The sequence below is a fragment of the Aquitalea sp. USM4 genome (genome assembly GCF_004328945.1).
In the GTDB taxonomy this organism is placed as follows: Bacteria; Pseudomonadota; Gammaproteobacteria; order Burkholderiales; family Chromobacteriaceae; genus Aquitalea; species Aquitalea pelogenes.
Window position 1 is genome coordinate 823,410 of record NZ_CP029539.1, and the last position, 18,298, is coordinate 841,707.

Annotated in this window: 19 protein-coding genes; 9 read left to right on the plus strand and 10 right to left on the minus strand. The window is 60.8% G+C overall.

Going from position 1 to position 18,298, the window contains the following annotated elements:
- Positions 1–80 precede the first annotated feature (80 nt).
- Genes DKK66_RS03850 through DKK66_RS03860 form a run of 3 tightly spaced genes read left to right on the plus strand, consistent with a single transcriptional unit; the run spans position 81 to position 2,796 of the window.
- A complete protein-coding gene (locus DKK66_RS03850; protein WP_131355676.1) occupies positions 81–836 on the plus strand; it encodes a (Fe-S)-binding protein in 756 nt (251 codons plus the stop codon).
- Positions 833–2,233: a lactate utilization protein B gene (locus DKK66_RS03855; RefSeq protein ID WP_131355678.1), complete on the plus strand. Its 1,401-nt coding sequence runs from the start codon at positions 833–835 to the stop codon at positions 2,231–2,233. The genes DKK66_RS03850 and DKK66_RS03855 overlap by 4 nt, the downstream gene beginning before the upstream one ends.
- Positions 2,230–2,796 carry an LUD domain-containing protein gene (locus DKK66_RS03860; RefSeq protein WP_131355680.1) on the plus strand — a complete coding sequence of 189 codons (567 nt, stop codon included), beginning with the start codon at positions 2,230–2,232 and terminating at the stop codon, positions 2,794–2,796. Before DKK66_RS03855 ends, DKK66_RS03860 begins: the two co-directional genes overlap by 4 nt.
- Before the next feature lie 121 nt (positions 2,797–2,917).
- On the opposite strand, the gene DKK66_RS03865 is transcribed toward DKK66_RS03860, so the two are convergent.
- The 9 genes from DKK66_RS03865 to DKK66_RS03905 form a co-directional block, all read right to left on the minus strand.
- The gene (locus tag DKK66_RS03865; protein WP_062788121.1) at positions 2,918–4,336 is read right to left on the minus strand and encodes a DEAD/DEAH box helicase; all 1,419 of its coding nucleotides are present in this window, start codon (positions 4,334–4,336) and stop codon (positions 2,918–2,920) included.
- 121 nt (positions 4,337–4,457) lie between these two features.
- A complete protein-coding gene (locus tag DKK66_RS03870) occupies positions 4,458–5,378 on the minus strand; it encodes a CobD/CbiB family protein (protein ID WP_045845491.1) in 921 nt (306 codons plus the stop codon).
- Positions 5,379–5,476: 98 nt separating this feature from the next.
- Positions 5,477–5,941 (minus strand): flagella synthesis protein FlgN, encoded by a 465-nt coding sequence (locus DKK66_RS03875; protein WP_045845490.1) that lies wholly within the window; start codon positions 5,939–5,941, stop codon positions 5,477–5,479.
- A gap of 24 nt (positions 5,942–5,965) precedes the next feature.
- Positions 5,966–6,265 carry a flagellar biosynthesis anti-sigma factor FlgM gene (gene flgM, locus DKK66_RS03880; RefSeq protein WP_062788124.1) on the minus strand — a complete coding sequence of 100 codons (300 nt, stop codon included), beginning with the start codon at positions 6,263–6,265 and terminating at the stop codon, positions 5,966–5,968.
- A 70-nt stretch (positions 6,266–6,335) separates the two neighbouring features.
- Positions 6,336–7,010 carry a flagellar basal body P-ring formation chaperone FlgA gene (gene flgA / locus DKK66_RS03885; RefSeq protein ID WP_242673565.1) on the minus strand — a complete coding sequence of 225 codons (675 nt, stop codon included), beginning with the start codon at positions 7,008–7,010 and terminating at the stop codon, positions 6,336–6,338.
- Between the two features lie 173 nt (positions 7,011–7,183).
- Positions 7,184–8,593: a threonine synthase gene (gene thrC, locus DKK66_RS03890; RefSeq protein WP_131355682.1), complete on the minus strand. Its 1,410-nt coding sequence runs from the start codon at positions 8,591–8,593 to the stop codon at positions 7,184–7,186.
- Positions 8,594–8,660: 67 nt separating this feature from the next.
- Positions 8,661–9,008, minus strand: coding sequence for a hypothetical protein (locus DKK66_RS03895; RefSeq protein WP_131355684.1), 348 nt, complete (start codon positions 9,006–9,008; stop codon positions 8,661–8,663).
- A 52-nt stretch (positions 9,009–9,060) separates the two neighbouring features.
- Entirely contained in the window at positions 9,061–10,371 is a 1,311-nt protein-coding gene (locus DKK66_RS03900) for a homoserine dehydrogenase (RefSeq protein ID WP_131355686.1), read from the minus strand.
- Between the two features lie 138 nt (positions 10,372–10,509).
- Positions 10,510–11,739, minus strand: coding sequence for a pyridoxal phosphate-dependent aminotransferase (locus DKK66_RS03905; RefSeq protein WP_131360836.1), 1,230 nt, complete (start codon positions 11,737–11,739; stop codon positions 10,510–10,512).
- A 245-nt stretch (positions 11,740–11,984) separates the two neighbouring features.
- Here DKK66_RS03905 and DKK66_RS03910 point away from each other — a divergent pair, with 245 nt between their 5' ends.
- The gene (locus tag DKK66_RS03910) at positions 11,985–12,353 is read left to right on the plus strand and encodes an Mth938-like domain-containing protein (RefSeq protein WP_045845718.1); all 369 of its coding nucleotides are present in this window, start codon (positions 11,985–11,987) and stop codon (positions 12,351–12,353) included.
- A 75-nt stretch (positions 12,354–12,428) separates the two neighbouring features.
- Here DKK66_RS03910 and DKK66_RS03915 read toward each other — a convergent pair whose 3' ends face one another.
- Entirely contained in the window at positions 12,429–12,788 is a 360-nt protein-coding gene (locus DKK66_RS03915; RefSeq protein ID WP_131355688.1) for a carboxymuconolactone decarboxylase family protein, read from the minus strand.
- A gap of 131 nt (positions 12,789–12,919) precedes the next feature.
- Between DKK66_RS03915 and DKK66_RS03920 the strand changes: the two genes are divergently transcribed.
- The 5 genes from DKK66_RS03920 (at position 12,920) to DKK66_RS03940 (ending at position 18,274) form a co-directional block, all read left to right on the plus strand.
- Positions 12,920–14,335, plus strand: coding sequence for a sigma-54-dependent Fis family transcriptional regulator (locus DKK66_RS03920; protein WP_269429331.1), 1,416 nt, complete (start codon positions 12,920–12,922; stop codon positions 14,333–14,335).
- A gap of 293 nt (positions 14,336–14,628) precedes the next feature.
- Positions 14,629–16,020 carry a GntP family permease gene (locus DKK66_RS03925; RefSeq protein ID WP_045845482.1) on the plus strand — a complete coding sequence of 464 codons (1,392 nt, stop codon included), beginning with the start codon at positions 14,629–14,631 and terminating at the stop codon, positions 16,018–16,020.
- 61 nt (positions 16,021–16,081) lie between these two features.
- Positions 16,082–16,858, plus strand: coding sequence for a 3-hydroxybutyrate dehydrogenase (locus tag DKK66_RS03930; RefSeq protein ID WP_131355690.1), 777 nt, complete (start codon positions 16,082–16,084; stop codon positions 16,856–16,858).
- 19 nt (positions 16,859–16,877) lie between these two features.
- Positions 16,878–17,591, plus strand: a complete 714-nt coding sequence (locus DKK66_RS03935; RefSeq protein WP_045845717.1) for a CoA transferase subunit A — start codon at positions 16,878–16,880, stop codon at positions 17,589–17,591.
- Positions 17,592–17,593: 2 nt separating this feature from the next.
- Entirely contained in the window at positions 17,594–18,274 is a 681-nt protein-coding gene (locus DKK66_RS03940; protein WP_131355692.1) for a CoA transferase subunit B, read from the plus strand.
- Positions 18,275–18,298: the final 24 nt, after the last annotated feature.

The following is an 18,298-nucleotide window of genomic DNA, read 5'->3' on the forward strand; positions in this document are numbered from 1 at the left end:
AATCCGAATTGGCAGTAGCAGGGCGATCATTATCTAATGCGCACCTGAACCCTGCTCCTGCCTGTCGGAGGCCCTGCCCCATGAAAATCGGCCTGTTCATTCCCTGTTTCATCAACGAACTGTTCCCCCATGTCGCCATGGCAACCCTGGAGCTACTGGAAAGCCTGGGCTGCGAAGTGGAATTTCCAATGGAACAGTCCTGTTGCGGTCAGCCACTGGCCAATAACGGTGACAGCAAAGGCGCTTGCGATGCCGCACGCCGCTTCACCGATGTCTTCCAGCGCTACGATTATGTCGTTGCCCCTTCTGGCAGTTGCGTGTCCCACGTGACCCATCATTACGACTGGTACATCGCCGAAGATAGTGCCTATCAACAACTCAAGCCCAAGGTCTACGAGATCATCGAATTCCTGCAGGATGTACTGAAGCTGGAAAAGCTGCCCAAGCCGGTGTATTTCCCGCACAAGGTTTCCATCCACCAGAGCTGCCACGGTCTGCGCGAATTGCATCACGCCAGCCCGTCCGAACTGATGATGCCCTATCACTCGCGCCTGGAATCCATCCTCAAGCTGGTGGACGGTGTGGAAGTGCTGCTGCCGGAACGCCGTGACGAATGCTGCGGTTTTGGCGGCACCTTCTGTGTCGATGAACCGGAACTGTCCACCGCCATGGGCGAAGACCGCATTGCCCAGCACGAAGCCACCGGCGCGGAATACATCATCGGCGCCGACCCCTCCTGCCTGATGCACATGGGCGGCATCATCCGTCATCAGGGCAAGACCATTCGCCCGCTGCACATCGTGGAAATCCTCACCGGCCGGGGAGCAGGCGCATGAAAGACGATAGCGTAAAACACCCGCAGGCAGCGGCTGAATTCCTGAAGGACCGCGCCCAGGCCAAATGGCACGACAGCGCCATCTGGTGGGTCAGGCAAAAGCGCGATGCCCAGGCCAAGCAACTGCCGGAATGGGAAGAACTGCGCCGACTGGCACGCGAAATCAAGGCACATACCCTGTCGCAGCTGGACGACTACCTGGCCCAGTTTGAAGCCAATGCGCAGAAAAACGGTGTCACCGTGCACTGGGCTGCCGATGCCGACGAGCACAACCGCATCGTGCACGGCATTCTGGCAGCAAAACAGGTGAAGAAGCTGGTCAAGTCCAAGTCCATGCTGACCGAAGAGTGCGGGCTGAACCCCTATCTGGAACAGCGCGGCATCGAAGTGGTGGATACCGACCTGGGCGAGCGCATCGTGCAATTGCGCCACGAAGCCCCCAGCCACATCGTGATGCCGGCGATCCACCTGAAAAAAGAACAGATTTCCGAGCTTTTCCACAAGGAGCTGGGCACCGAGGCCGGCAATAACGACCCCACCTATCTCACCCACGCGGCACGGGCCAATCTGCGCGAGCACTTCCTGACGGCGGATGCCGGCCTGACCGGGGTGAACTTTGCCATTGCCGAAACCGGTGGCGTGGTGGTGTGCACCAATGAAGGCAATGCCGACCTGGGCACCAGCCTGCCGCCCATTCACATTGCCAGCATGGGGCTGGAAAAAATCATTCCCAAGCTGGAGCACCTGGGCGTATTCACCCGCCTGCTGGCCCGCTCGGCCATCGGTTCCCCGGTCACCACCTACACCTCGCACTTCCATCAGGCGCGCCCCGGTGGCGAGATGCATATTGTCATCGTGGACAATGGCCGCAGCGACATCCTGGGCAATGAAGACTTCTACCAGAGCCTGCGCTGTATCCGTTGCGGTGCCTGCATGAATACCTGTCCGGTCTACCGGCGCAGCAGCGGCTTCAGCTACAGCTACATCATTCCCGGCCCCATCGGTTCCACCCTGGGCCCCAGCCGCGACATGAAAAAGCACGGCAGCATGGCCTTTGCCTGCAGTACCTGCGGCTCCTGCTCCAATGTCTGCCCGGTCAAGATCAACCTGCACGAACAACTGGTACTGCATCGCAAGAAGGCGTTTGACCAGAACCTGCTGCCCGCCGGCAAGAAAATGGGCTTGCTGGCCATGCGCTTCCTCACCCAGCATCCGGCGCTGTTTGACCTGGGTGGCAAGGTGATGCGCAAGGTAGTGCCCATCATTCCGGAAAGCCTTACCCGCCACAGCGCCTGGAGCCGTGCCGGGCGCGATGTGCCACCCATGCCGAGCCAAAGCTTCAAGGAGCTGTACCAACAGCGCAGTAAGGACAAGAAGGACAAGGAGGGCCAACAATGAGCACCCGTGACAAGATACTGGCCCGCATTCGTCAGAACCGGCCGCAAGCATCGGCCCTGCCGGATATTCACGCCGTACCGTTCATCCGTTACGACAACCAGTTTGAAGCGTTTGCCACGCTGATCCGCAATCTGGGTGGCGACGCAGTCCAGTTGCAGGATGGCCAGAGCGTGGCCGATGTCGTGGCCGCACGCTGGCCGGATGCCGGTCGCACCGTCGACCTGACCGTGGCGCAGCACGAAGAAGTGGATGATCCGCACGCATGGCACGATGTCGACGTCGCCATCGTCCCCGGCCAGCTGGCTGTGGCGGAGAATGCCACGGTGTGGGTCAGCCATCCGGACAACCGTTTCCGCTCGATTTACTTCCTCACCCAGAAGCTGGTCCTGGTGGTGCCACGTGAGGCCATGGTGGACACCATGCGCGATGCCTATGCCCGCATCCAGCTGGCAGAGCATGGCTTTGGTGCCTTCATTTCCGGCTCTTCGCGTACCGCGGACATCGAGCAAAGCCTGGTGATGGGTGCTCATGGTGCCATGGCGGCCCTGGTGATATTTGTCTGATTTCTACGTATGGAGCATTTGCTTCCTTGGGCCCTGCGGGGCCTTTTTTTATGGCACGCCACCATGAAAAAACCGCCAGTCACAAGACAGGCGGTTTTGTGGTGTCACTGCAGTCAGGCGATCAGCGGCTGACTTCCACCTTGTAGCGCGGCGGCAGCAGCAGGGCCGGCACTTCGCGCTGCGCCTTGCGGCTGCGGCGGCTGCTGCCGGCAGGCTTGATGGTTTTCAGGCCTTCGCCGGACTTGCCAGCCATCAGGGCCGATGCCGGTACCGACATCGGATCGCGCTGGCTTTCACGCGCCGGAGTACGGGTGCCCGAACGACTCTGTTCACGACCAGCATCACGGTCACGATCGCGCTCACGACGATGGGAAGACTCCTCGCGCGGCGCAGTCGAACCAGGCTCAAAGCCAGCCATCACTTGCGGTGTCAGCGTCTGGCGCGTCAGCTTTTCAATGGCTTCATGCTGACGGGTTTCTGCCGGGCTCATCAGCGAAATGGCCACACCGCTGGCACCGGCACGACCGGTACGGCCAATGCGGTGTACATAGTCTTCCGGTGAGTTGGGCAGCTCGTAATTCACCACAAAGGGCAGTTCGCTGATATCCAGGCCACGTGCCGCCACGTCGGTAGCCACCAGCACACGCAGGCTGCCTTCCTTGAATGCCGACAAAATTTCCAGGCGCGAGGCCTGTGCCTTGTCGCCATGAATGGCTTCGGCCACCAGTCCGTCGCGCTTGAGGTCACGTGCCAGCTGGTCGGCGCTGAGCTTGGTCTTGCAGAACACGATGACCTGGCTCATGTCACGGCTCTTGATCAGATGGCTCAGCAGATAACGCTTGCGACCGGCATCGACGGAATACACCAGTTGCTCGACTTGCTCATTGGTCGCATTCTGGCGGGCCACTTCCACCGTTTGCGGGTCTTTCATGAAGTCCGCAGCCAGCCGTTTGATTTCCGGCGCAAAGGTGGCCGAGAACAGCAGGGTTTGCCGCTCTTTGGGCAGCATGCTCATGATCTTGCGGATATCCTGGATGAAGCCCATGTCCAGCATGCGGTCGGCTTCGTCCAGCACCAGTACTTCCACCTTGTTCAGCTGGATGCTTTTCTGCTGGATGTGGTCCAGCAGGCGGCCTGGCGTGGCAATCACCACTTCCATGCCACGACGCAGCTCGGCAGTCTGCGGGTCCATGTTCATGCCGCCAAACACGGTGGTGGCACGCAAAGGCAAATACTTGGTATAGGTTTTTACATTCACGCCAATCTGGTCGGCCAGCTCGCGCGTGGGCGACAGTACCAGCGCCCGCACCGGGTGCATGGCCGGGGAAACACTGGTATTGGCAAACTTTTTCAGCCGCTCCAGGATGGGGAGCATGAAGGCGGCAGTCTTGCCGGTACCGGTTTGAGCGGCAGCCAGCAAATCACGACCGGACAGCACCAGCGGAATGGCCTTGGCCTGGATCGGTGTGGGCTCGGAATAGCCCTGTTCTTCAATGGCACGAAGAATCTCGGGCGACAGCCCGAGTTCGGAAAACAGCATGTGTGTGCTCCTGCAATTCGGTTGGGCGATGACATCGCAGCATGCGACGCATCCCCTAGTTCATGAACATGGCCTGGCCCAAATGGCAACGCCGCCCATCAGGGGCGGCGGCAGGCAGGCATCAGGCCATGTGGTTGGCAACGCTGAGCAACAGGATGACAAACAGCCATAGCAAGGCTGAACGCCAGACCAGGCCAACTGCGCTTTTCAGGAAGCCCGGATCGGCTTCGTCACCCAGGCCCAGTTCCGGCCGGAACTTGATGGTGTAATCCTGCCTGAGCGGATCGCCCAGCTTGACACCAAGTGCACCAGCAGCGGAGGCCAGCAGAATGCCATTGGCGTAGTTGCCCCAGGTCCGGGCCTGGGAACGCCAACAGTAGACTGCATCTTCAAAATCGCCCATGACGGCAAAGCTGGCAGCGGTCAGACGCACCGGCAACCAGTCAAGCCAGGCAGCGGCACTGCCGGCAAAACGACCAAAACGGTCTTCATCGCCCTGACGGCTACCCCATTTCTGCCCCAGCATGCTGCACAGCCGGTACAGCAAGGCACCGGACGGGCCCGGCAGCAGGACAAACCAGAACATGGTGCCAAACACATGCCGGTAACTGTCCACCACACCCTGCTCGATTGCCAGGCGGGAAATCTCGCCAACAGACAATTCGGCAGAAGGATGCCCCGTCCAGCGTGTCAGCGCCATGCGTGCATCCAGATCACGCCCTTCGGTCAAGGCCAGCGAAATCTCGGAAAAGGCGCTGGAGAAATGACGGAAACCCATGGTGAGGTAGAGCACCAGCACATTCCACAGAATGGCCAGCAGCGGGTTGGCCGCGTACAGGGCGTAGTACACCCCAAGGCTCAACAACACCGGAGGCAGGATGGCCAGCATCCACGCAAAGACACCGTGCCGGTTGGCACCGGCATTCAGATTGCGTTCCAGATGATTGGCATAACGGGTGAAAACATGCCAAACGCGGTTGCGGTTGCCCAGTGGGCGCAGCTGCTCAAGTGCCAGCGCAATGATCAGGGAAATCAGGGTCATCAGAATTTGAATGGTGGTTTGCTCAGGCCCAGTGGCGAAGATACCACAAAGGGACAGGTACGCCCACCACATCGCATGTGGCCAGCCCTATGGGCAAGTCAGGCAGAGCCGAGAAAACGGCGTCCGCCGGCAGGTTGCGGCTGCTGTCCGCCACGGTCATAACTGAGCGTGGAAGCAGCCGCCTGACGCAGCACGGCCAGCGAAGCTTCTACCTGGCCCAGTTGCTGCTCGATGAAAGTACCATTGAGCTGGTTGATGCCCTGGGCACGATGGATGAGATCTTCCAGTGCCAGCCAGGCCTGGCGTTCTTCGGGCTTGTCGGCCAGCCAGATGTATACGGTGTCGCTGTCGGACAGGCCAAGTGTCTTCATCAGCCGGGCGCGAGACTGCGAATGCATGGCCAGTTCATCCAGCACTTTGCTCTTGCTGTCCGCCAGGTCTTCCAGGCGGTGCACCTGGCCTGCAATCATCACCTGCTGCTCTTGTTGCAGCAGGTCGATCAAGCGTGTCACCTGCTCGGCTTCAGCACGGCACAGTTGGGCAAAACCTTGTTCTTGCGTCATTGCTGCCACACCCATCTGCAGTACTTACTGGTTCAGCAGTTCTTGGGTGGAGGCGATCAGGCTGTCGGCGATCTTGTCCGGATTCACCGAAAAGGTGCCGGCTGCGATAGCGTTCTTGATGGCATCAACCTTGGCCGCATCAAAGGCAGGCGTGGTATCTGCCTGGGCAGACAGCGCACTGATGCTGCTGGCCAGCGGATTGATCTTCACGCTATCGGTCGGGGTGGACCCGGATCCGGCAGCCGGAGCGCTGGTATCGCGCCGGGCCAGCTTGCTCTGACTGGCATAGGCGCCAACGGCACTTCCCGAGTTGTCGATTTTCATGGCGTGGCCTTCCAAACTAGCTAGGGGTTTCTCTATTATCGGCTGAAAAAGCAAACTCTTGAAATATTTATCAGTAACTCAGACTGACGCTGCCATCCGGCTGCACCATGCCGCGCACCACACGCCCGCTGGACAGCCGCACCGACACCGCATCACCAACCGCAGCATTGTTATTGGCAATGCCTTCTGACAACACGCTAAAGCCGTCTCCCCCCGCCACCACCTTGACCGGCTGGCCGGCACGAATGGCATAAGGGGCATGAACCATGAAGCTGCGCAGCCAACTGCCGGCAGGTGCACCACTGCGCATGGTCTGGCCAATCGCCAGAGCCGGACTGGTCAGCACATTGCGCGCCATGGCCGGATTGGCCACCTCCACCAGTTTGACATCCCCTTCCTGCAACACTTCACCGGCGCTCACCGAGCGGGTCAGTACCACGCCCAGTTGCCTTTCGTTGATGCTGACTGGCAGGCGTATGCTCCATCCGCTATCCGGACAGACAATCACCAAAGCCGTGTTGCCCGTGGTCTGCGCCGCATTGGACCAGTCCACCCGTGGCGATGCACAGGCAGGCAATACCAGTCGCCGGTCCAGTTTGCCCAGCTTGTAGCTGGCCTGACGCGAGGCCATTTCCTGCTGCATGAAACGGTCGGCCAGTTTTTCCAGCGCGGCCATATCCTGGCTGGCGGCTGCCTGCACAAGGCCGGGCAGCAGCCAGGCCAACATCAGAGGGGAGAATTTCATCCTGCCATTGTATCCGCTACGATCCTGCCTGCGTATCGCTACCGGCCCATGCGGTGATTGCCAGGCGGGACGGCCTTGCAAGCACAGCTTTCTGAGTGAGAAATCCGCCGACAGTTGCTGCTCCAGATAAAAAAACAGGCCACACGGGCCTGTTTTTTCAACAACACCAGCGCTTACTGCGCCAGTGTCTGTTCGACAAATGCCTTGACCTTGGCGGCATCGGCATCGAATACCACCACTTTTTGCGGCAGGTCTTCCAGACCATCAAAGCCGGCGGGGCGCGGCGGGTCACGATCCAGCGCTTCGCGGATGGTGTCGGCAAACTTGGCCGGCAGCGCGGTTTCCAGGCAGACAACGGTTTCACCCGGCAGACGCAGCTCGCGTGCCACCTTGATGCCATCGGCGGTGTGCGTATCCACTACCACGCCATCGGTCGCGTCCACCGCACGGATGGTGGCCAGACGATCGGCATGGCTGCTCTTGCCGGATACAAAACCGAACTTATCCGCCGCCTCGGCCAGTCTGGCCGACAGATCAAAGCCCTTGCCGGCATCCACATCGGCCCACAATGCCTTCACGGCAGCACCGTCACGACCGACCAGATCGAACACGAAACGCTCGAAGTTGGAGGCCTTGGAAATATCCATGGACGGGCTGGAGGTGACATAGGTATTGGCTGTGCCGCGCGGGCGGTAAGCACCGGTGCGGAAGAATTCGTCCAGTACGTCGTTTTCATTGGTGGCCACGATCAGGCGCTGCACCGGCAGGCCCATCTGGCGCGCGATATGACCGGCGCAGACATTGCCGAAGTTACCCGACGGCACGCAGAAGCTGACTTGTTCGTCATTGCTGCTGGTGGCGTTGAAATAACCCTTGAAGTAATACACCACCTGCGCCACCACGCGTGCCCAGTTGATGGAGTTGACGGTGCCGATCTGGTACTTGGCCTTGAAAGCGTGGTCGTTCTGCACCGCTTTCACGATGTCCTGACAGTCATCGAACATGCCCTTGATGGCGATGTTGTGGATGTTGGCATCCTGCAGGCTGAACATCTGCGCGCGCTGGAAGGGGCTCATCAGGCCATCCGGGCTGAGCATGAACACGCTGATGCCCTGCTTGCCGCGCATCGCATATTCGGCAGCGCTGCCGGTGTCCCCGGAGGTGGCACCCAGAATGTTCAGCGACTGGCCTTTTTTGCCCAGCACGTATTCGAACAGATTACCCAGCAACTGCATGGCCATGTCCTTGAAGGCCAGCGTCGGGCCATTGGACAGCTCCAGAATCACCAGGCCATCGGACAGGCGCTTGACCGGGGTGATGGCTTCGCTGCCAAACACGGCTGCGGTGTAAGTGCGGCTGACGATGTCCTTGAGGTCGGCCTCGGGAATATCGGTGGCGAACAGGCGGATGATTTCAAACGCCAGTTCGGCATAGGACAGACCGCGCCAGGCATCCAGCTGGCTGCGGCTGATCTGCGGGTAGCTTTCCGGCAGCGCCAGGCCACCATCGGGAGCCAGACCCATGAGCAGGATGTCGCTGAAACTTTGCGGCTGCATGCCGCCACGTGTGCTGATGTACTTCATGTGATGTGATTCAACCTGTACGAATGCAGAAGACGTTGCAAGAAGGATGGCCGCGGACAGATGAGCATCAATCGGCGGCACTGGCCTCCAGATGATGACTGCAAGCAGCGGAAGCTTCGGCCAGACGCTTTTTACCGCGCGGGTCGTCCTTGCGGATTTGCCCGGTCAGCACGCCCATGACTTCTTCCGAGCTGAAGGTATTGGCCAGATGCTCGCTGGCACACTGGCAGTACTTCTGGATCTGGACATCCGAGCGCTCGCTGGCACCATCCGATGCCGGCGTGCGCTTGATACAGCTGCGCATCAGGAAACCCTGCAGCAGATTATGCTGACCCGGTGTCAGTGGTGTTGCGTGCAGGGCCGATGCAGTCAGCGCACAGGCCATGCCCACTCCATTCATCCAGTACCTTGCCATTTGCAGCCATCCTGTCACCACCCCGCGCCCAGGCGCGGGGATGGCAACTGCTTTAGTCGTTGAGTTCTTCCATGCGCAGGCGCACCACCTTGCCCGATACGCTTTCCAGCGCTTCGATGGCGGCGATGGCTGCATTGATGGCGCGTTCCTGCACACGATGGGTGAGGATCACCACTTCGGCATTGCCCTCGCTGGCCGAACCCTTCTGGATCAGCGCCTCGATGGAAATACCGTTTTCTGCCAGCAGGCCGGTGATATTGGCCAACACACCAGCACGGTCGGCAGCACCGATACGCAGGTAGTAGGAGCTGTACACATCATCAATCGGCAGGATGGGCAGGTTTTTCAGCTGGTCCGGCTGGAAGGCCAGATGTGGCACGCGATGTTCCGGGTCGGCGGTCAGCAGACGGGTCACGTCGACAATGTCGGCCACCACGGCAGAAGCTGTCGGCAGCGCGCCTGCACCGGCACCGTAGTGCAGGGTCTGGCCGATGGCATCGCCCTTGGCCAGCACCGCGTTCATCACGCCGTTGACGTTGGCGATCAGCTGGCTTTCCGGAATCAGGGTCGGGTGCACGCGCAATTCCACACCGGCATCGGTGCGGCGGGTAAAGCCCAGCAGCTTGACGCGGTAGCCCAGTTCTTCGGCGTACTTGATGTCGCGGCCATCCAGCTTGCTGATGCCTTCCAGATAGCAGCTGTCAAACTGCATCGGGATACCAAAGGCCAGCGCGGCCATGATGGTGAGCTTGTGACCGGCGTCGTGGCCTTCGATGTCGAAGGTGGGGTCGGCTTCGGCATAGCCCAGGCGCTGCGCCTCGGCCAGTACGTCAGCAAAGCTGGCACCCTTGTCGCGCATTTCGGTCAGGATGAAGTTGGAAGTGCCGTTGATGATGCCGGCGATCCATTCGATGCGGTTGGCCGACAGGCCTTCACGCAGCGCCTTGATGATGGGAATGCCACCGGCAACTGCAGCTTCGAAGGCCACCATCACGCCCTTTTCCTGGGCGCGGGCAAAGATTTCATTGCCATGCACGGCCAGCAGCTTCTTGTTGGCGGTCACTACGTGCTTGCCGTTTTCGATGGCCTTGAGCACCAGCTCCTTGGCGATGGTGTCGCCACCGATCAGTTCGACCACGATGTCGACTTCCGGATTGTTGACCACCAGCATGGCGTCATCCACCACCGGCACGCCTTCGCCCAGCACTTCGCGGGCGCGGGCCACATCGCGGTTGGCGGCCATGCATACACGGATGGGGCGACCGGCGCGGCGGCTGATTTCCTCGGCGTTACGCTTGAGTACGGTGGCGGTACCGCCACCGACTGTCCCCACTCCCATCAGGCCAATATTGATCGGCTTCATAACATTCTCCATGTCTGTCTCTAGTGTTTTGTCCCGGGCCGACGGCCTCTTGGCAAAACGGCGCTAGCCGGCTTGCCAGGAGGTCTTCAGTCTGAAAAACCCAGCCGACGGATGTGTATCCGTCGGCTGGATAGCGCATCAGGCGGTGCCGTGACGCTGGCGGTAACGCGCCAGGAATCGGGCAATGCGGCCTATCGCTTCGATCAGGTCATCCGAGTTAGGAAGGAATACCACGCGGAAGTGATCCGGCGCAATCCAGTTAAACCCGCTGCCCTGCACCAGCAACACTTTTTCTTCCTGCAAGAGTTCCAGGATGAACTGCTGGTCGTCGCTGATGGGGTAGATTTTCGGGTCCAAGCGCGGGAACAGGTACAAGGCCCCTTGCGGCTTGACGCAAGTCACACCCGGAATATCGGTGAGCAGCTTGTGCGCCAGGTCGCGCTGGCGGGCCAGACGGCCACTTGGCGCCACCAGGTCGTCGATGCTCTGGTAACCGCCCAGGGCGGTCTGGATGGCAAACTGCGCCGGCACGTTGGCACACAGGCGCATGGAGGCCAGCATGTTCAGGCCTTCAATATAGTCGCGCGCGTGTTTTTTCTCGCCGCACAGAATCATCCAGCCGGCGCGGTAGCCACAGGCGCGATAGTTCTTGGACAAGCCATTGAAAGTAACCACCAGCAGGTCCGGCGCCAGCGAGGCGATGGAGGTGTGCTTGACTTCGTCGTACAGCACCTTGTCGTAGATTTCATCGGCGTAGATGATCAGCTGGTGCTGGCGCGCCAGATCGACAATCTGCTGCAACAGCGCCGGCGGATACACGGCGCCGGTAGGATTGTTGGGGTTGATCACCACAATGGCGCGGGTATTGGGGGTGATCTTGGCGCGGATGTCATCGATGCTGGGGAACCAGCCCTGCTCTTCGTCACAGACATAGTGCAGCGCCTTGCCACCGGCCAGGCTGACTGCAGCCGTCCACAGCGGGTAGTCCGGCGCGGGCACCAGTACTTCATCACCATTGTCCAGCAGCGCCTGCATGGCCATCACGATCAGCTCGGACACGCCGTTGCCGATGATGATGTCGTCCATGCTGACATTGGGCAGGTGTTTTTCCTGCGCGTAATGCATGATGGCCTTGCGCGCGGCAAACAGGCCTTTGGAATCGGAATATCCGGAAGCGGATGGCAGGTTGACGATGACGTCTTCGATGATTTCATCCGGCGCAAAGAAACCGAACGGCGCCGGGTTGCCGATATTCAGCTTGATGATGCGATGGCCTTCGTCTTCCATCTTCTTGGCATGCTCAAGCACCGGGCCACGGATGTCGTAGCAGACATTGGCGAGCTTCTGCGATTTGTGTACTGGCTGCATGGTGGCCTGTTTTTCCGTCACGGACCGCGCCCCGGCTTTGGCGGTGTGCTGGCGGCGGCGCGGCTTGTTGTCTTTCATTGGAGTCCCTTGTCTGTCCCGGCCACGGGCAAAGCGTACCTTGGCGGCTGGTCAGGGTATAATCCTATCCCAATCCGTGTTGCACTGCATGACGACGTGCGCGCCATACCGGCATGGCTGCAACAGCGCTGCGTGCTGATTTTTATTCCTTGCGGGAAATCCACTCCATGAAAATGCATCAGGCCCTGGGACTGGGCAAAAACCTGTTTACCGGCTACGGCGAAGGCCATGTGCTGATCAATGCCGAACGCCATGACGGCAACCTGATTGTCACCCCGGACAGCGTGCAGCCCTGGGGCGTGGCCGATTTTGCCAGCCTGACGGAACAGCATTTCAGCATGCTGCTGGAGATGCAGCCGGAGGTGGTACTGTTCGGCTCCGGCGCCAGCCTGCGCTTTTTCCACCCCAAACTGATGGCAGCCCTGACCAATGCCGGTATCGGCGTGGATGTGATGGACACCCAGGCCGCCTGCCGCACCTTCAATATCCTGATGGCGGAAGACCGCCGGGTGATTGCCGCCATTCTGGCCATCTGAACCGGTCCTGCCATAAACGAAGCCCCGCATTGCTGTCATGCGGGGCTTTTGCTTGTATCTGGCAAGCAGCTGGATTCAGGCAGCCGCAGTTTTCTCGCCGCCAAACTCTTCAAACGCCTGCAAGGCTTCGGCAGCCGTCATCAAGGACGGGCCACCGCCCATGTATACCGCCACTTGCAGCATTTCCATGAATTCCGCCCGGGTACAGCCCAGCTCCACCAGCGCCTTGCTGTGGAAGGCCAGACAGCCCTGACAACGACTGGCAATGCCGATGGCCAGCGCAATCAGCTCCTTGGTCTTGTTGGATAGCGCACCCTCGGTATGGGCGGCGCGGCTCATCTGGCCGAAGCCTTTCATGGTGTCAGGAATTTCGCGACGGAATTCAGCCAGCTTGCTGCCCAAGTCTTGTGCCAGTGCGGTGTAATCGTGGCTCATTTTGCTCTCCCAATAAGTTACAAATTAATATTATATATTTTTATATATCATTGCAAGGCTTATTGGCACCGCGCCAGCACAACATGCAGGCATGGTAATCTGGCTGACTTGCACTCGCCCGAGGATGACCCGTGTCCCACACTCCCACCGCACTGGCCGACTACGATCATGTACGCCAATGGGCAATGCAGTCGCTGTTCCAGCACATGGACGACAGCTATCAGGGCACGGTCATCGTGGACGATCAGGCGCGCATCATCTGGATCAATGCCCGTTATGCCGAGCGCTTTGGCTTTGCCGACCCGGCCGCCGCGCTGGGCCAGCCGGTGGAACACGTGATTCCCAACAGCCAGATGCGCGAAGTGCTGAGAACCGGCGTGCCGATGCTGCTGGACATCATGCCCACCGGCAAGGACCAGCTGGTGGTGATGCGGCTGCCGCTGAAGGATGGCCAGGGCAAGATCATCGGAGCGGTGGGCTTTGCCCTGTTCGACCAGATCCAATCACTGGCACCGCTGGTGGCCAAGTTTGCCCGGCTGGGCGAGGAACTGGCGGCCACGCGCGAATCATTGGCGCAGGCGCGGCGTGCCAAATACAGTTTTGACGATTTTGTCGGCCACAGCAGCCAGATCAGCGAAGTCCGGCGTCAGGCCATGCTGGCCGCCCCGCTGGAAGGTGCGGTATTGCTGCTGGGCGAAACCGGCACCGGCAAAGAGGTGCTGGCGCATGCCATTCATGCAGCCTCGCCCCGTGCCGGCAAGCCCTTGGTCAGCCTCAATATGGCGGCCATTCCCGACACCCTGCTGGAAGCCGAGCTGTTTGGTGCCAGCCCCAATGCCTATACCGGCGCGGACAAGAAAGGCCGCATCGGCAAGCTGCAACTGGCCGATGGAGGAACGCTGTTTCTGGATGAAATAGGCGACATGCCAGCCAGCCTGCAAGCCAAGCTGCTGCGCGTGCTGCAGGACAAGGAATTCGAACAGCTGGGTGCCAACCGCGTGCTGAGGGCGGACATCCGCATCATTGCCGCCACCTCGGCCCGGCTGGAAGAAAAAGTGGCTGCCGGCAGCTTCCGTGCCGATCTTTACTATCGGCTGAACGTACTCACCATCCAGCTGCCGCCCTTGCGCGCCCATTTGCAAGACCTGCCGGAACTGGCCGAGTCGCTGCTCGCCCAGCTGGCGCGGCACGGCCATGTGGCGCGCCAGCAGATCAGCCATGCCGCCCTGCAAAGGCTGGCCGCCTATCACTGGCCCGGCAATGTGCGCGAACTGCGCAATATCCTGGAACGTGCCAGCATGCTGGGGCGCGGCAGCCTGCTGGACGAAGAAGACATCAACGCCCTGCTGGGCAAGCCGAGCACTGCTGCTGCCCCGGTCGGTGCCAGCTACCAGCAGCAAATGGCCCACTATGAGGCCCAGTTGCTACGCCAGGCCTTGCAAGCCTGTCAGGGCCATGTGCCCAGCGCCGCGCGGCAATTGGGCATGGGCCGCGCCACCTTGTACAAAAAGCTGGCTGCACTGGGCATCAACCCAAGTGATTTCTGAAACGCAACCCGACCATTCCCGCTAGCCGTCTCCAAACAGAGACGGCGTCTACAAATCGAGACTTCCCCGCTTTTCCTGCTGCCACAAGGCTTTCTCGCCGTGCAGTACCGTTCAGCTCGTCTCCAAATCGAGACAACAAGCCAGCCTCCCGCCCTGAAATCACGGCAAGTCATTGATTTAAAACAAACAGCAAATCTGGCACGCTTCCTGCAATATCAACGCACCGACATGGGGCAACCCCATGATCGTCCGGTCTTGCACAGGCCATACAACAATGATTGAGGAGAAACACCATGAGTTTTATCGTGGTCTTGCTGGCCCTGTTCTTCCTGATGCTGGCCGCTTATCGCGGCTACAGCGTCATCCTGATGGCACCACTGGCCGCCCTGGGCGCAGTGCTGCTGACCGACCCCTCCGCTGTGGCACCCGCCTTCAGCGGACTGTTCATGGACAAGATGGTGGGCTTCATCAAGCTGTACTTCCCGGTGTTCTTGCTGGGTTCGGTATTCGGCAAGCTGGTGGAGATGTCCGGCTTTTCCAAATCCATCGTCGCTGCCGTCATCCGCTTCATTGGCGAGAAACGCGCCATCGCCGTGATCGTGGCGGTATGTGCACTGCTGACCTATGGCGGGGTATCGCTGTTCGTGGTGGTGTTTGCCGTCTACCCCTTTGCCGCCGAACTGTTCCGCCAGAGCAATATCCCCAAGCGGCTGATTCCCGGCACCGTGGCCCTGGGCGCGTTTTCCTTCACCATGGACGCCCTGCCCGGCACGCCGCAAATCCAGAACATCATCCCCACCACCTTTTTCAAGACCACCGCCTGGGCGGCCCCGGCACTGGGTATTTGCGGTGCGGTGTTCATCACCCTGGTGGGGCTGGCTTATCTGGAATGGCGCCGCCGCAGCCTGATGGCCAAGGGCGAAGGCTATGGCACCGATTTGCGCAACGAGCCGGAACACATCGACACCAGCAGCCTGCCCTCGCCCTGGCTGGCCATTGCCCCGCTGCTGCTGATCGGCATCAGCAACTTTGCCTTTACCCGCTGGATTCCCGCCTGGTACGGCAGCAGTCACGAACTGCATCTGGCCGGCATGGCCAAGCCGGTCACCACCCAGATTTCCACCGTCACCGCCATCTGGTCGGTGGAAGCCGCCTTGCTGCTGGGCATTGCCTTTGTCGCCCTCACCGCCTGGCCCGCCATCAAGGAGCGCTTTGCCGAAGGCAGCAAGGGAGCGATTGCCGGTGCCATGCTGGCCGCCATGAACACCGCCTCGGAATACGGCTTTGGTGCGGTGATTGCCGCCCTGCCCGGCTTCATGGTGATTGGTCATGCCTTGCAGAGCATCCCCAACCCGCTGGTGAATGCCGCGGTCACGGTCAGCACGCTGGCCGGTGTGACCGGCTCGGCTTCCGGCGGCATGAGCATTGCGCTGGCGGCGATGGGCGAACAGTTCATCAGCGCCTGCCAGGCGGCGGGCATTCCGCTGGAAGTACTGCACCGGGTGGTGGCCATGGCCAGTGGCGGCATGGACACGCTGCCGCATAACGGCGCGGTCATCACCCTGCTGGCGGTCACCGGCCTCACCCACCGCGAGGCTTACCGCGACATCTTTGCCGTCACCCTGATCAAGACACTGGCCGTGTTCTTTGTGATTACCGTTTTCTACCTCACCGGGCTGGTCTGATTCCAACCGGCAATCCCATCCACCGGCCCTGCGCTGCGCAGGGCCAGACAGGACCATCAACATGACAACACTGGCAGGCAAAACTGCGCTGGTTACCGGCTCCACCAGCGGCATCGGTCTGGGCATTGCCCTGGCACTGGCCGAAGCGGGGGCCGATATCGTGCTCAACGGCTTTGGCGATGTTGAGGCCGCGCTGGCCCACATCCGCGCCACCGGCGTGCAGGCCTGGCATCATCCGGCCGATTTGTCCGACCCGGCCCAGATTGACGCGCTGTGCGCCTTTGCCGCGCACGAAACCGGCGGCGTGGACATTCTGGTGAACAATGCCGGCATCCAGCATGTGGCCCCCATCGAAGCCTTTCCGCCCGCCCAGTGGGACAAGGTGCTGGCCATCAACCTGAGCGCGGTATTCCATACCAGCCGCCTGCTGCTGCCGCTGATGCGCCAGCGCGGCTGGGGTCGCATCATCAATATCGCCTCCACCCACGGGCTGGTGGCTTCCAGCGGCAAGTCGGCCTATGTGGCAGCCAAGCATGGCGTGCTGGGCCTCACCAAGACCGTGGCACTGGAAACTGCCCACAGCCCGGTCACCTGCAATGCCATTTGTCCCGGCTGGGTGCTCACCCCGCTGGTGGCACAGCAGATTGCCGACCGCGCCAGCGCACAAGGCATCAGCCCGCAGCAGGCCCAGCACGATTTGCTGGCCGAAAAACAACCCTCAGGCCAGTTTGTCACCCCGGCGCAACTGGGCGCACTGGCGGTGTTTTTATGCAGCCCGGCTGGCGATGAGGTACGCGGTGCCGCCTGGGCCATGGATGGCGGCTGGACTGCCCAATAAGCAAAGCAAGGACAATACGATGAACAAGCTTTACCCGGATGCCGCCAGCGCACTGGCGGACATTGTGGCCGACGGCCAGACCATTGCCGTGGGCGGCTTCGGCCTGTGCGGCATTCCCGAAGCGCTGATCACTGCACTGCGCGACAGCGGCGTGCGCAATCTCACCGCCATTTCCAATAATGCCGGGGTGGACGGCTTTGGCCTGGGCCTGCTGCTGCAAACCCGGCAAATCCGCAAGATGGTGTCGTCCTATGTCGGAGAGAACAAGGAATTCGAACGCCAGTACCTGAGCGGCGAACTGGAGCTGGAATTCACCCCGCAAGGCACGCTGGCAGAAAAACTGCGCGCCGGCGGCAGCGGTATTCCGGCCTTCTTCACCCGCACCGGCTACGGCACGCTGGTGGCCGAAGGCAAGGAAGTGCGTGAATTCAACGGCCACCCGCACATTCTGGAACAAGCCCTGTTTGCCGACATTGCCCTGGTCAAGGCCTGGAAGGCCGACCGGGCCGGGAACCTGGTTTACCGCCGCACCGCGCGCAATTTCAACCCGAATGTGGCGATGGCCGGACGCATCACCGTGGCCGAAGTGGAAGAAATTGTCGAAAACGGCATGCTGGACCCTGACGCCATCCACACCCCCGGCATTTTCGTGCAGCGACTGGTGCTGAATGCCCATCCCGAAAAACGCATCGAGCAGCGCACCGTGCGCGCCGCCGCCCTGACGGAGGCATGAACATGGCCTGGACACGCGAACAAATGGCTGCACGGGCAGCACAGGAATTGCAGGATGGCTTTTATGTGAACCTGGGTATCGGTCTGCCCACGCGGGTGGCCAACCATGTGCCGGACGGCATGGAAGTGTGGCTGCAATCGGAAAACGGCCTGCTGGGCATTGGCCCGTTTCCGACCGAGGACGAGGTAGATCCGGACCTGATCAACGCCGGCAAGCAAACCATCACTACCCTGCCCGGCTCGGCCATTTTCAGCTCGGCAGACTCCTTTGGCATGATTCGCGGCGGCAAGATCAATCTGGCCATCCTCGGCGCGATGCAGGTCAGCCAGCATGGCGACCTGGCCAACTGGATGATTCCGGGCAAGATGGTGAAAGGCATGGGCGGAGCGATGGACCTGGTGGCCGGTGTCGGCAGGGTGGTGGTGCTGATGGAACACACTGCCAAGAAAAAGGACGGCACGGAAGAAGCCAAGCTGCTGGAGCGCTGCACCCTGCCCCTGACCGGCGTGGGGGTGGTCAGCCTGATCATCACCGATCTGGGCGTGATCCGGGTGGAAGCAGACGGCCTGCATCTGCAAGAGCTGGCACCGGATGTCAGCGTGGCGGATATCCGCGCCCGCACCGCCGCCCCACTGCATGTGCCGGCCGCCCTGCACGCAAGGGAAAGCGCCATCGCCGGCTGAGTCAGCTTCACATCAGCCATGAAA